Here is a 13,801-nt window from a genome sequence, read left to right as displayed (position 1 = left end):
AGAGTAAAAGAGCTAATTACTTAGCTGCTTTTTTCTCTTTTTCTGCTGCGATTACTGTCTCAGCTACGTTTTGTGGACATGGAGAGTAGTGTGCGAACTCCATAGAGAACTGACCACGGCCCGATGTAATTGTACGTAGGTGACCAATGTAACCAAACATTTCAGAAAGAGGTACTTCACCTTTGATGCGAACGCCCATTGCGCCAGCTTCTTGGTCTTTGATCATACCACGACGACGGTTAAGGTCACCGATTACGTCACCTACATTGTCTTCTGGCGTGAACACGTCAACTTTCATGATTGGCTCAAGAAGTTGTGCACCTGCTTTAGGGATAGATTGACGGAAAGCACCTTTAGCAGCGATTTCAAATGCGATAGCAGATGAATCCACGGCGTGGAAAGCACCATCAAAAAGCTCTACTTCAACGTCAAGCACAGGGAAGCCAGCAAGAACACCTTCGTCCATCATTGACTTAAAGCCTTTCTCAACTGCAGGCCAGAATTCTTTAGGTACGTTACCACCAACAACTGAAGAGGTGAATGTAAAGCCTGAATTTTGCTCGCCTGGCTTAATACGGTAATCAATTTTACCGAACTGACCAGAACCACCAGATTGTTTCTTATGCGTGTAGCTATCTTCGATTTCACGAGTGATAGTTTCACGGTAAGCAACCTGTGGTTGACCAACAATAAGGTCTACGCCGTAAGTACGCTTAAGGATATCTACTTTGATATCTAAGTGAAGCTCACCCATACCTTTAAGGATAGTTTCGCCTGAATCTTCATCAGTCTCAACTTGGAAAGACGGATCTTCTGCAACCATTTTACCGATCGCAATACCCATCTTCTCGTTACCACCTTTATCTTTAGGAGCAACAGCAATTGAGATTACTGGATCAGGGAAAATCATCGCTTCAAGTGTACATTCGTGCTTAGGATCACATAGTGTGTGACCTGTTTGTACGTTTTTCATACCAACTACAGCAATGATGTCACCCGCTTGCGCTTCTGTAAGCTCATTACGCTCATCAGCTTGCATCTCAACCATACGGCCGATACGCTCAGTTTTACCTGTTGCTGAGTTAAGAACCGTATCACCTTTCTTCATGCGACCTGAGTAGATTCGAATGAAAGTAAGTGCACCAAAACGGTCATCCATGATTTTGAATGCTAACGCTTTAAGTGGCTCATCAGCAGAAACAGTTGCTACTTCACCTGTTGGCTCACCAGTTTCTTTATCTGTAAGAGGTTGAGGGTCTACTTCAGTTGGTGAAGGTAGGTAATCAACTACAGCATCTAGAATTAACTGCATACCTTTGTTTTTGAATGCAGAACCACAGTAAGTTGGGAAGAATGCAAGGTCACGTGTACCTTTACGGATACAACGTTTGATGTCTTCTAGAGACGGCTCTTCACCATCCATGTAAGCCATCATTAGATCTTCGTCTTGCTCTACCGCAGACTCAACCAGCATCTCATGGTATTCTTCAACTTTGTCTACCATGTCAGCAGGAACATCTTGGATTTCGTAGTTTTCAGGAAGACCAGTGTCATCCCAAACGTACGCTTTCTTCTCTAGTACGTCTACAACACCTGTAAACTGATCTTCAATACCAATTGGTAGAGTCATCACTAGTGGGTTCGCACCAAGTACTTTTTCTACTTGGCCTACAACGCGGTAGAAGTCTGCACCCATACGGTCTAATTTGTTTACAAAAATTACACGCGCAACTTCTGACTCATTCGCATAACGCCAGTTAGTCTCTGATTGCGGCTCAACACCACCAGAACCACAGAATACACCAATACCACCGTCTAGAACTTTTAATGAACGGTAAACTTCAACTGTGAAGTCAACGTGTCCTGGAGTATCGATAACGTTAAAACGGTGATCTTTCCACTCACACGTAACAGCTGCTGACTGGATAGTAATACCACGCTCAGCTTCTTGCTCCATGAAGTCAGTTGTTGACTCACCGTCGTGTACCTCACCAGTCTTATGAATTTTACCCGTAAGCTTTAGGATACGCTCAGTGGTGGTAGTTTTACCCGCATCAACGTGCGCGAAAATACCAATGTTTCTGTACTTCGATAAATCTGCCATTATTTTACTCTTAATAAAGTCGATAAATTATTCGGCGGGAGTATAGCATTACTTAAAGCGAACATCACCATACAAGTCGATTAAAATGCAATCAATTCAATAAAATTTTTTTAGATTTACATTCAGCACTGGTTAAATAGCACTGATTATTATGTAACCCATTAATAATGTGGAATTTTATTCTGGTAAACTGAAGTGCACTTAGTTATTTAATTATTTTGTAACCACCTTCGTAGTGCATAATACTGACGCCGTATTAATCTCCCGCTAGCGCGTTTATTTTGATTAAAATCTCTTAAAACCATAAATATTTCGCCTCTTTATAGCTATTTAATTGCCTTTTATTAAGCAGAAAATACTTTTTTATAAATCAACTCGAGTCGGCTTGCCTATATTCGATGCTTCCAAATTATATATCAAACTCTTGAATGACTAAAAACCAACACAAGTAATCGCCATAAAAGATGAATAAAAAACAAACTAAATAAAATAAGAATTATTTGCATTTGGGTGTTGACAGTTTATTAGATCTAACTGATAATCAATATCAACAAGGCGGGAATGCATACCCACTTGTGACGGAATGAACTAATTTGTTTCTCGACCCTGAAACAACGTGTGGCGCACGTAAACAGCTATGGTTACTTGTTATGAACCGCAACGCCCCTTGATGTTGATGATGAGTAACCGCCCTACTATTTTACTTGCTACATTGCTCATATCGGTGACGGTAGATATGAAACTAAAAAAGCCCTTACGGGCTTTTTTTATGTCTGTAATTTAGTGAACAACATGCTCACATAAATTAATCCATTAACGGCGGTTTTTACGTGCACGTGCACGGCGCTGTTTTTTCTCTTCTTCTTTAGCGGATTTTTTAGCTTCTGCCGCGGCGCGTAAACCGGCGACCATTATTTCTTCTTCTTCACGCATGGCTGGGGTTTCCATGGTAATGCGGCCAATAATGCCATCACGAAGTTCGTTTATGAGTATTTCAGACATTTTATAAGTATCTATTTGATTACCACCACGAATGCAGCCACGTTTTTTGCCCGCCATTTCAACAAATTCCCAATCACTTTCTGGCAGTTCATCTATTTTATAACGTGCTTTTAAAAGTTCAGGATAGGCTTTCAATAAATATTCTGCCGTATAGCTTGCCACATCTTCGTATTCAAGCGCGGTATCACGTATCGCACCGGTAGCGCCTAAGCGATAACCCGAGTTCTCGTTTTCTACTTTTGGCCAAAGCATGCCTGGCGTATCGTAAAGCATAATGCCGTCTTCAAGCTTAATGCGCTGCTGCGCCTTGGTAACCGCAGGTTCATTCCCTGTTTTTGCCACTATACGACCGGCTAGTACATTAATTAATGTCGATTTACCCACATTTGGAATACCCATGATCATGGCTTTAATTTGCTTATCAGCCCCTACTTTGTGTGGCACCAATTTTTTACACAGCTCATTAATGCGGTGTACCTCAGCGGCTTTATCATGACCAAACGCAATGGCTTTTACGCCACTTTCTTGCTCAAAATAGTCTTTCCACGCTTGGGTCATTTTAGGGTCGGCTAAATCAGCCTTATTTAAAATTTTGATGACCGGCTTGCCTTCACGAAGCGTGGCTACCATCGGGTTTTCACTACTGTAAGGAATGCGTGCATCAAGCACTTCAATGATCACATCCATTTGCGGCATTATTTCTTTAATCTCATTACGGGCTTTATTCATGTGCCCAGGGAACCACTGGATAGCCATTTTTAACTCCTAACATATAATTTGACGCTATTTTAACTGGCAATTCATTTAATTGCGCTATACTGGCGCAAATTTTTTTAGATTAGATATTATGGCTCTTAAATCTACCATTATTAAAGCGCAATTATCGTTAAGCGATATGGACCGCCACGTGTACCAAGACTTTAATTTAACGTTGGCACAGCATCCCTCTGAAACCGAACAACGCTTGATGATTCGCTTATTAGCCTATGCGCTAAACAGTTGTGATGGCTTAGAATTTACCAAAGGCTTAAGTGCCGACGATGAACCTGAGCTTTGGCATGTAAACTACAGTGAGGAAATAGAGCTGTGGATTGAGCTGGGTTTGCCAGATGAAAAGCGCCTTAAAAAAGCCTGTAATAAAGCTAAAAAAGTAGTGCTTTATACCTATGGCGAAAACAACCAAGCTATTTGGTGGCAAAAACATCAACCTAAGTTGTACGATTTTAAAAACTTAAGTATTTTTAGCCTTGATTACGCCGCTACTCAGGCACTTGCAGATTTAGCAGACCGCAATATAAAACTTACCATTACCGTTCAAGATGGTGATGTGTGGGTCAGCTCTAATACGGCTAATATTGAAATAAAACCACAACAGTTAATGTAAATTGTAGGTAAGGGCGTATGAAAATAAACCACGTTATTGTATTACACGGCCTTTATATGTCGGGCTTTGTTATGCGCCCGCTGTGCTCTCGTCTTGAACAGTCTGGCGTTAAAGTACTTAATCTCACTTACAATACGCTCGACCCTAATTTAAGCACCATATTTAAACAAATTGATGAGTTTATTGGTGATGAGCCTTCTGCATTGGTATGCCACTCTATGGGCGGTTTAATTGCGCGCGCTTACTTAGAGGCAGGCTCGCAAGCGAGCCAGTGCGTCACTAAAGTAATTACACTCGGCACGCCTCACCAAGGCAGCCACATAGCGAAAAAAATGAAGCAAAAAGGGTTTGAAACCTTTTTAAAAAACAGCGTTGAATTTTTACTCACCAAAAATGGTAATTGGCCGTTTAAGGCCAAGCTTTACAGTATTGCTGGCGATTTGCCCATTGGCTTAATGCCGTTAATTGTAAAAGGCAGCCAATCAGACGGCACTGTACTACTTGATGAAACCAAGCTTAAAGGCATGGCTGAGCATAAAGTGTTTCATTTAAGCCACACCAGTATGATTTACTCTCGCCAAGTGCTTGAATACATTATTAAGTGTCTTAACGAAGCAGCCTAGCCTTCTCCCGCCTCTGCTATTTTATAACTGATTAAAAATATTACCCCTAAAATAAGTGGCATTGGCGCGGCAATGTAACCAAACGTGTCAGCATTGGCAAAGCTTGCGCCAGCCAAGTGCGCCACCAGCCCTAACACAAAGGCTATAACGGCTATACCTACCACTATTAATTCTGCTTTATTTTGTTTTACTGTTTTTGCATCCATAATTGCTCTCCAATAAATTTAAAATATTTATATAGCTCGAGAGAATTATGCGCTACAGCCACAGGCATTTACTGATTTAGATCAATACATCAAATAGCCAATATTCAACCTTGTAGAAAACTTGTTTTAGATCATAATTTATCCATGTTTTGTCTTTATTTTATTGTTAAGGGGTAGAATTTTAATAAATTCGTCCCATCTATATTGTATGCGTCATTTGTTGTGCTTTACGTTACTAATAGTTAAGACCTATTACACCGAGTGGTTTAAACGATTTTACTAATTAACAGCACTAAGCAATAATGATCATCAGTTCATAAATAAACGGTTCATCAAGGAGCAAGGTATGTCACAGGTAAATGCAATTGGTTTAAACAGCGCAAAAAGCGAAGACATTGTTAAGTCACTCAATACATTATTGAGCAGCTACCAAATTCAATACATGAATGCGCGCGGTTTTCATTGGAATATTAAAGGCCGTAACTTTTTTGAATTACATATTAAATTTGAAGAGATTTACAACCTTCTGCTTGAAAAAGTAGATGAAATTGCTGAACGTATTTTAACGTTAGACGGCGCACCATTACATGCGTTTTCTGATTACTTAGAAGTCAGTGAAATTAAAGAAGCTAAAAACATTAGCGATGGTACCGCAGCCGTAGAAAACCTATTAGCTGGTTACAGCACACTAATTAAAATGCAACGTGAAGTACTTACTCAAGCAGGTGATGCAGATGATGAAGGTACAGCGTCATTAATGGGTGATTATATTTCAGAGCAAGAAAAGCTAGTATGGATGTTAAAAGCGTACTTAGACTAGGCCAAAAAAAAGCCCTCAAAAGGCGAGGGCTACAAATAGGGAGAATCGTAAATTTCTTTGCGATTCGGATACTATAGTAGCGCCCCCTACTGACTAAACAACGCCACTGTTACCAGTGGCGTTGTTTTTGGTTTAAGCGGTACGTAAACCATTTTAAAGTAATCCAGCCCACCCTTATCGCACTTGCATAAAAAAGCCCCAGCAATGGCTGAGGCTTTTGTTAACAGTATTAAAGGTTAAAATTTACTTCTAAAACCAATGTAGAAGGTTTGTCCGATTGGGTCATATGTACCTGCGTCGGTTTCAGTACCTGTGCTTGAGCCACTTACACCTGACAGTATACGCGGAGGCTCTTTATCAAATAAGTTGTTAGCACCGGCGTATAGCTCTACCGCGTCACTTATATGGTAGCTTGCTTGTACATCGTGGTAGGTTACTGAGCCAATACCCACACCACCAGCAGGAATACCAAAGCCACTTAAGAATTGATCATCAAAGTCAGCAGCCCCTATGTAAGTCATGCTCCAGTTAAAGTCAAAGTCATCAAGCTTATAGCCTAAGTTCCAGTTAGCTTTGTGTTCAGATGCGCCAATTTCACCAGCAAATTCATCTTTATCTGCACCAGGTAACGGAATGGTGTAACCATCAATCAAGTAAGTGTATGCAAGGCGAGTTCTAAATGCGCCTGGGCCAATATCGGCAGAGTAAGTAAGTGTTAAATCCACACCCTCTGTACCTAAACCACCACTATTTGATACACCGCTATCGATAAACTCAAGCGAGCCTGCACTGTTATTACCTGATGGACCGCTTCGACGAGTTATAAAGCTACAGAAACTATCATCGCCACCACCGTAACACTGGTCTAAAATAAACTGACGTGGTGTAGATACAATCGCATCCGTGATTTCTATGTCAAAATAATCTAGGGTAACGTCAAGGCCTGAAATTAGCTCCTCTGGAGTAAATACCACACCTACAGTCACTGAGTCACCAACCTCTTCTTTTAAGTCTGGGTTACCACGGTTAAAACCACTAATGCCCTGTAAATCAGATTGATTAAGGGTAAACTCCCCGTTTGATGCAATATTATTTGCAACACCCACATCGGCACGACATGCATCACCAACAGCGCCACCGCCGCTGTTTGTAACACCTATACATGGATCATTTAAACCACTTGGGAAGGTTTGCGAAGGCGGTGAAAATAACTCATCAATATTAGGCGCACGTGTAGAGCGGGCGCGGGTAGCACGAAGGCGTAAGCTATCCATCACTTCCCAATCAACACCTACGTTCCAGCTTTCTGTATTACCCACTGTTGAGTAGTCAGATAAACGCACTGCTGCGTTCATTGTTACGGCATCCAACACTGGGATATTCGCCTCAACATAGTATTCAGTTACATCAAAAGAGCCTTCGGTTGCAGGGATTGCATTACCGGCATTTAAGCCTGCCTGCTGTAGAGCATCAAATTCACTACGAGAAAACTCTTCGCGGTACTCAAAACCAGCTGCTATACCTACCATACCTGCAGGCAGCTCAAATAAATCACCTGAAACGTTACCGCCAATAATTTCTTGTTCTACCGATGTAGAAAGCGTGCTTGGTGCACTTACAAAATCAATTGCACCTTGCGATAGTGAATTAAATCCGTAAATGTTCACTGGCGCACAATTAAAGCCACGCGCTGTTGCATCAATACAAATCGCTTCGTCGGTAATGCCGTCACCATCTAAGTCTTGGCTATCAATGACGGCCTCTAAACCTTGACGAAAGCTTTGTACATTTACTAAGCCACCAGAGACTTGCGACTCTTTCGTTTTACCGTACACATAATAGGTATCGTAAAACCAGCTGTCGTTAATTTCACCCTGAAAGCCCACCGCTAAGCGGAATGTATCACGCTCTGCACGAGCACCACGATTACCTACATCACTTAAGCGTTTTGCAAAGAAGATATCACGCGCACCATCACCATCAGTGTCTGTTGCTGCATTGTAGATATCATCTGGTACAAAAGCGTTTCTGAGCATTTCACCATTTACATCAAATTCAATAGGCACACGACCATTAGCATAAATGTCATCTGAGGCGAACGGGAAAGGCTCTAATTCTGAAATAGTGGTACTAGAAGCGTACGTCCCTTCAAAAAAGAAACTGTGTTTATCAGTAAGCTCATAACTACCATTTGAGGCGAACAGGTAGCGCTCTGTAGGTATAGCGATAGTACGTACACCACTTCGGTTAAAGCCGTTAGCATCTATACCGTCACCGCCATTGGTGCTAAACGAGTCTTGTAAGTTGTTGTTTGGGTCATAAGTAAAGCGTGTATCGCCTGCATCAAAACGCCCTTGCGGAGGAAATGATGAGAAAAACGGATTTACAGCTTCAAAAATAGAACCTGGATTTGCCGCCGGATCGTCTTCAAAATAAATACCTGAAAACTGGTCTACTGCAGAGCGCTCACGGTCACGTGAAAACACAGCGCCTTGGTCTGAGTAGCCTAAGTGGAACATGGCTTGACCTTTGCCATCACCCGTAGTTAAACCCGAGGTAAAAGAAAACTGGCGCGATTCATCATCGCCCTCGCTTGATTCGCCGTACTGGCCTTCAAACTCTACGCCTTCAAAATCATCTTTGAGTACAAAGTTAACTACACCCGCAACCGCATCAGAGCCATATACTGATGAGGCACCACCAGTCATAATTTCCACACGCTCAATAAATTGGCTAGGTATAGTATTTAAATCAACTGCCGAGCTACCTGGCACACCCGATACGTAACGGCGACCATTAACAAGTACTAAAGTACGATTTGAACCTAAGTTACGCAAATCAACAGTAGCTACACCCGCGCTTGCCGTTGAAAAGTTAGAGTTAGTACGGCTAATAGCCGGAGAGCCAAATGCCGGGTTTTCTAGCAATAGGTTTTGAATATTTAGAGAACCTGATGCATCAATTGCCTCGCCACTTACCACCTGTATAGGTGCTGATGACATTGCCTCTGCTGAACGAATACGAGAACCCGTTACTTGCACGCGTTCTATTTTTTCAAGTTCGTCTTCTTCTGCAGCTACACCTTGAAAAGAGAAGCCAGCTAGCACTGTCGCACTAAGCGCTAAAGACAAAGAAGATCGTTTAAATGTACGACAACCTGAGTTATTTATTTTTTTCATACTATAATGTCCCTGAATTGTTATTTTTGTAACTAGCTAGTTACAAACAATTAAACATTAAGTGGAATAATTTTAAGACACTATGTGCATTATTTAACTGGCGTTTAGTTTGGTATAAGCAGCAGGATTTATGGGATGAAGGCATTTATCCCAGATTGTTATAGGTTAGATTGAATTTTTTTTAACATTTTTTATTAAATACACGGTCTTTATAACTACACACTTTAGAGATGGAATTTTCTATGATTACTTACTTTCATGCACTAATTAGAGTTAACACGAGCAAACTTGCAACATTCTTAGCTCAACAAGTACAAGCTCATCGCCATTTTGACTCACAAACGCAACTGCCCGAGCAGCGTTTAGATCAAATAGATACCACTCGTTTTAATGTACTTTTTTACGAATTATCTAATTTAAATGATCCCACTCAGATAGTGCACCTAACTGAACTGACTAAAACAATGAAAGTGGTCATAATTGCTAGGTCGGCTGAGTTTGCTAATTTTGCGTTTGAAGTCGGCGCAGTCGATTTTTTAACGACCGATGTAACCACCTCTAGGCTTGAAAAGTGTTTCGAGAAGCTTATTCATTTATGTCCATTAGCTACACAAGCAGAGCGCCTGTTAAAAACAGCACATGAAAACGAGCAACCTATTGCTGCACATATTGTTGTTAAAGATGTAGGAAAAGTACGTTTAATAGATATTAACGATATTGTATGGATAAACGGCGCGGGTAATTATGTAGAGCTACACTTTAATGGCAGCAGCGCCCCTGTTTTACATCGTGAAACAATGAAAAACATTGAACAACAGCTAGAGCCTGAAGGTTTTATACGCATTCACCGCTCCACGCTTGTTAGAAAACATGCCATTAAGGAGCTTATGCCAACAGATAGCGGCGACTATAAAGTTAAGCTTAAAAACAACATCTCATTAAATTTATCAAGAAGATACAAAAACTGCTTAGAGAGCATTATAAGCCCTGTTGCATAGGGCTTATAATGGCTTTTTACCAATAGTTTTTTATGTATTCATCGTCTGGGTGTTGTTGTAGGTAATTTTCTGAGTCTTTATAAAAATTTACCTCTACATCACTGCTGTTCCAGACTTTTTCAAACATGTTTTTAGCGATAATGTTTGCATACAAGTAATCTACGCGTTCGTAGCCACGCTCTTTAACGCTGGCAAAGTACGTCTCTAGCGAGTCCATACTATCTACCGTTATTAACTCAAACTCTTCTAAGTTAACTACAACAAACTTGACTGCGCCTTTAGGGTGCATACTTAATTCGTTAACCACACCATTGGTTAGTAAATTAATTCCTTCGTTATTAAAACTACCAAAGAGCTTTAAATACATAGTGGGTGGCTGAGAGCAAATCTGAAACTCTCCGTGTGCTCCAAACATAAATAACCTTATATTTATCAGTGCTTCATTAAAGCTTAATACATTTTGCGTATTTTGCAGCTAATTTATTAGTGCAATAAAAAAGGCCATTTCGAGCGCTTTTTCCTCTAAACTTTTAAAGCGGCCTGATGCGCCGCCATGGCCGGCATCCATATCCGTTTTAAAAACCAATATGTTATTATCCGTTTTTAGCTCTCGCATTTTCGCCACCCATTTCATAGGCTCCCAATATTGCACTTGAGAGTCGTGCAGGCCTGTGGTCACTATAATATGCGGGTAGTCTTTGGCGCTGATATTATCGTACGGTGAGTACTTAGCTATAACATCATAAAAATGTTCATCGTTTGGGTTGCCCCATTCATCATACTCATTAGTGGTAAGTGGAATACTTTCATCCAACATGGTGGTTAACACATCTAAAAATGGCACATGGCACCCTACACCTAAATAAAGCGCTGGCGCTTGGTTTAAAACAGCCCCCATCAATAAGCCTCCTGCGCTGCCGCCAGAGGCAAACACTTTGTTTTTATCACCGTAGCCTTGCTCAACAAGAGCCTTTGTAATATCAATAAAGTCGTTATAACTATTTTGTTTATGCTCTTTTTTACCTTGCTCGTACCAGTGGCGTCCTAGCATTTCGGAGCCTCTAACATGTGCAATAGCATACACAAAGCCGCGGTCTAGCAAACTCAATGAAGTACTCGAGAAGCTCGGATCTATCGTGTAACCATATGCGCCATAGCCGTATTGAAACAGCGGGTTAGTGCCATCTTTGGTAAAGGTGTCTTTTCTATAAACTAAAGAAACAGGTACTTGCACGCCATCGCGTGCTGTCACAAGTAAGCGCTCAGAGGCATAAAGTGCACTATTAAACCCACCCAGTACTTGCTGCTGTTTAAGTAATGTTTTTTCACCCGAGGCTAAATCAACATTGTACAACGTTCCTGGCGTGGTGAGACTTGAATAATAAATACGGACCGAGCGCGCCTGGGGCTCGGGATTCATCGCTACAGCGGCATAGTAGCACGGGTCACTAAATTCAAGCGCCATGCGTGCTTGGGCTTTATTAATCACAACAAAGCGAGCTTGGCCTTGTTCGCGCTCAGTTAATACTAAAAAGTCATCAAATATTTCTACGCCTTCAAGCAACACATGCTCACGGTGCGCGGTGTGCTCTTGCCACTGCGTTTTATCTGCGATTGTTTCGCTTGTTGCCGTCATCAGTCTGAAATTTTTAGCCTGCCAGTTGGTTACTATGTAAAAAGTATCGCCATGTTTATCAATATCAAACTCATGACCTTCCTCACGCGGCAGCAAGGGGTAAAACTCTCCTTGCGGGTTATTGGCATCAAGCACCCACGTATCATTTGTTTCGGTGGTGGCTAAATCAATAATAATTAAGCTCTCATCGCGGCTTTTACCCAAGCCCATAAAAAAGCTTTTATCGTGCTCTTCGTACACCATGACATCTTGGCTTTGCGCTGTGCCTAACTCGTGCCTAAACACCTGAAAACCCAGTAGCGTTTGTAAGTCTTTTTTAACGTAAAATACGGTTTTATTGTCGTTAGCCCAAACAATTTGCCCTTCGGTATTTTCTAAAACATCGCTGAGCATTTCACCGGTTTGCAAATTTTTAAAATGTACGCTGTAAATTCTACGCCCTTCGGTATCTTCACTGTAGGCCATTAATTGCTCGCATGGGCTTAGCGCTACTTCACCTAGTTCATAAAATTCATGGTTTTGGGCTAAAACATTTACATCAAGTAGTAACTGCTTGTTATCAGTATTAATGCTCGTGCTTCTGTAATGGCGTGAATACTCATCATCGCCCCGAACCTCTGAGTGGTACCAGTACTGACCATCTTTTACCGGTACCGTGTTGTCATCTTTTACGATGCGCCCTTTTAGTTCTTCAAAAATACTGTTTTGTAGCGGTTTTATCGCGGCTAGTTGCTCATCGCAATATGCATTTTCGGCTGCTAAATGGGCGAGTATTTCTTCGTTTTCGCGCTCATCATCACGCATCCAGTAGTAGTTATCGGTGCGCGTTTTATTGTGCATAGTTAATTGATGGGGCTGCTTTTTAGCAACAGGAAAACGAGCTAATGATTGAGAAGAAAATTCACTTAATGACACAACAAAACCGTATAAAAAATAACAATGCGGGCAGTTTATCATAAAAATAAAAAAGCCCACTCATAGTGAGTGGGCTTGAGGTATAAGTCCAAATTTTAAAATTACTGCAATTTTATTCTTGTCATTACACCCATGGGAAGTTGGTTTTTATTTTAAAAGCGCTAAGAGACCTTAGTCCACGCCATCGCCCAGCTTTTTCCCACACCAGGTTCAAAGCTTGGGTCTTTATCATTATTGGTTCTGCAAAACTGGCTAAATGGCCATGCCTTACACTGGTATATGTAACCTGTTTTAAGTTGTAGTACCTTAGTGCCCGCATTGTATTTTTCGCTACACTGAGGGTATACGTAATCATATTCTTGGTCGTTGTATTGTATTAAGTTGTCACACTTTGCTACACAATGAAACTCAACCTGTGCTTTATTAATACCGCTACTTTCTAGGGCAAATATTTCGTTATTTCGATAAGCTACAACCAAACCTTGCTTGGTCATTCTGCCTGCACTTACTAAAGGGACATGCACGTTTATATATTCAGCAACTAACCGTGGCCAAGCATGAGGCTCACCTTGTTCCAAAGAGGTAATTTTATATTCAAACGATAAATCAACGAGCTCTCCTTGCATGTCTGAAAAGGTTACACTAATCACATCTCCAATGAATAATTGGGTATGATGATTTAAACAACCTATAGTTGACCATTTTCCACAGGCCAACGACGTATGCATAAACACAGTAACACCTTAAGAGTCACAAAATTTTATCCATTTCATATGGATACACAAAAACGACACTGAGAGCAAGCGATACCGTACAATAATCACCCAGCAGCCCCGCTATCATAGTTTAAACCTTAGACCGGAAACTTTGCGTCTTAGCCTTTCGACTAATTTGCCAACAGAAAAATGATTATAAAACGGGCGCATGGTTTATT

General features: G+C 41.1%; 11 protein-coding genes and 1 riboswitch. Of the genes, 4 read left to right on the top strand and 7 right to left on the bottom strand.

Going from position 1 to position 13,801, the window contains the following annotated elements; genetic code table 11:
* Window positions 1-16 precede the first annotated feature (16 nt).
* Both fusA and ylqF read right to left on the bottom strand, forming a co-directional pair.
* Window positions 17-2,104 carry an elongation factor G gene (gene fusA / locus AN391_RS11605; RefSeq protein WP_055015545.1) on the bottom strand — a complete coding sequence of 696 codons (2,088 nt, stop codon included), beginning with the start codon at window positions 2,102-2,104 and terminating at the stop codon, window positions 17-19.
* 813 nt (window positions 2,105-2,917) lie between these two features.
* On the bottom strand, window positions 2,918-3,862 hold the full coding sequence (ylqF, locus tag AN391_RS11600; RefSeq protein ID WP_055015544.1) for a ribosome biogenesis GTPase YlqF: 945 nt from the start codon (window positions 3,860-3,862) through the stop codon (window positions 2,918-2,920).
* A 91-nt stretch (window positions 3,863-3,953) separates the two neighbouring features.
* On the opposite strand from ylqF, the gene AN391_RS11595 reads away from it, so the two are divergent.
* Both AN391_RS11595 and AN391_RS11590 read left to right on the top strand, forming a co-directional pair.
* Window positions 3,954-4,490 carry a YaeQ family protein gene (locus AN391_RS11595; protein WP_055015579.1) on the top strand — a complete coding sequence of 179 codons (537 nt, stop codon included), beginning with the start codon at window positions 3,954-3,956 and terminating at the stop codon, window positions 4,488-4,490.
* A gap of 17 nt (window positions 4,491-4,507) precedes the next feature.
* On the top strand, window positions 4,508-5,113 hold the full coding sequence (locus AN391_RS11590) for an alpha/beta hydrolase (RefSeq protein WP_055015543.1): 606 nt from the start codon (window positions 4,508-4,510) through the stop codon (window positions 5,111-5,113).
* On the opposite strand, the gene AN391_RS11585 is transcribed toward AN391_RS11590, so the two are convergent.
* A complete protein-coding gene (locus tag AN391_RS11585) occupies window positions 5,110-5,319 on the bottom strand; it encodes a hypothetical protein (RefSeq protein WP_055015542.1) in 210 nt (69 codons plus the stop codon). The genes AN391_RS11590 and AN391_RS11585 overlap by 4 nt on opposite strands.
* A 346-nt stretch (window positions 5,320-5,665) precedes the next feature.
* Here AN391_RS11585 and AN391_RS11580 point away from each other — a divergent pair, with 346 nt between their 5' ends.
* On the top strand, window positions 5,666-6,139 hold the full coding sequence (locus AN391_RS11580; RefSeq protein ID WP_004585992.1) for a Dps family protein: 474 nt from the start codon (window positions 5,666-5,668) through the stop codon (window positions 6,137-6,139).
* A gap of 236 nt (window positions 6,140-6,375) precedes the next feature.
* On the opposite strand, the gene AN391_RS11575 is transcribed toward AN391_RS11580, so the two are convergent.
* Window positions 6,376-9,318, bottom strand: a complete 2,943-nt coding sequence (locus tag AN391_RS11575) for a TonB-dependent receptor domain-containing protein (protein WP_055015541.1) — start codon at window positions 9,316-9,318, stop codon at window positions 6,376-6,378.
* A 242-nt stretch (window positions 9,319-9,560) separates the two neighbouring features.
* Here AN391_RS11575 and AN391_RS11570 point away from each other — a divergent pair, with 242 nt between their 5' ends.
* Entirely contained in the window at window positions 9,561-10,316 is a 756-nt protein-coding gene (locus AN391_RS11570; RefSeq protein WP_055015540.1) for a LytTR family DNA-binding domain-containing protein, read from the top strand.
* A gap of 16 nt (window positions 10,317-10,332) precedes the next feature.
* Here AN391_RS11570 and AN391_RS11565 read toward each other — a convergent pair whose 3' ends face one another.
* From AN391_RS11565 to AN391_RS11555, 3 genes are all read right to left on the bottom strand, one after another.
* A complete protein-coding gene (locus AN391_RS11565) occupies window positions 10,333-10,731 on the bottom strand; it encodes a hypothetical protein (protein ID WP_055015539.1) in 399 nt (132 codons plus the stop codon).
* A gap of 60 nt (window positions 10,732-10,791) precedes the next feature.
* A complete protein-coding gene (locus tag AN391_RS11560; protein ID WP_408003233.1) occupies window positions 10,792-12,909 on the bottom strand; it encodes a S9 family peptidase in 2,118 nt (705 codons plus the stop codon).
* A gap of 119 nt (window positions 12,910-13,028) precedes the next feature.
* Complete coding sequence (locus tag AN391_RS11555) at window positions 13,029-13,595, bottom strand: hypothetical protein (RefSeq protein WP_055015577.1); 567 nt, start codon at window positions 13,593-13,595, stop codon at window positions 13,029-13,031.
* A gap of 95 nt (window positions 13,596-13,690) precedes the next feature.
* Window positions 13,691-13,773, bottom strand: a riboswitch (cyclic di-GMP riboswitch).
* Window positions 13,774-13,801: the final 28 nt, after the last annotated feature.

It is taken from the genome of Pseudoalteromonas sp. P1-13-1a, assembly GCF_001401875.1.
Lineage (GTDB): Bacteria > Pseudomonadota > Gammaproteobacteria > Enterobacterales > Alteromonadaceae > Pseudoalteromonas.
This window is presented reverse-complemented; position numbering and strand designations above follow the sequence as displayed.

Bases quoted from the DNA above. Each gene is read 5' to 3' on its own strand.
- AN391_RS11585 (WP_055015542.1), bottom strand. From the start codon at position 5,319: ATGGATGCAAAAACAGTAAAACAAAATAAAGCAGAATTAATAGTGGTA.
- AN391_RS11555 (WP_055015577.1), bottom strand. From the start codon at position 13,595: ATGCATACGTCGTTGGCCTGTGGAAAATGGTCAACTATAGGTTGTTTA.
- ylqF (WP_055015544.1), bottom strand. From the start codon at position 3,862: ATGGCTATCCAGTGGTTCCCTGGGCACATGAATAAAGCCCGTAATGAG.
- AN391_RS11565 (WP_055015539.1), bottom strand. From the start codon at position 10,731: ATGTTTGGAGCACACGGAGAGTTTCAGATTTGCTCTCAGCCACCCACT.
- fusA (WP_055015545.1), bottom strand. From the start codon at position 2,104: ATGGCAGATTTATCGAAGTACAGAAACATTGGTATTTTCGCGCACGTT.
- AN391_RS11595 (WP_055015579.1), top strand. From the start codon at position 3,954: ATGGCTCTTAAATCTACCATTATTAAAGCGCAATTATCGTTAAGCGAT.
- AN391_RS11590 (WP_055015543.1), top strand. From the start codon at position 4,508: ATGAAAATAAACCACGTTATTGTATTACACGGCCTTTATATGTCGGGC.
- AN391_RS11570 (WP_055015540.1), top strand. From the start codon at position 9,561: ATGATTACTTACTTTCATGCACTAATTAGAGTTAACACGAGCAAACTT.
- AN391_RS11560 (WP_408003233.1), bottom strand. From the start codon at position 12,909: ATGATAAACTGCCCGCATTGTTATTTTTTATACGGTTTTGTTGTGTCA.
- AN391_RS11575 (WP_055015541.1), bottom strand. From the start codon at position 9,318: ATGAAAAAAATAAATAACTCAGGTTGTCGTACATTTAAACGATCTTCT.
- AN391_RS11580 (WP_004585992.1), top strand. From the start codon at position 5,666: ATGTCACAGGTAAATGCAATTGGTTTAAACAGCGCAAAAAGCGAAGAC.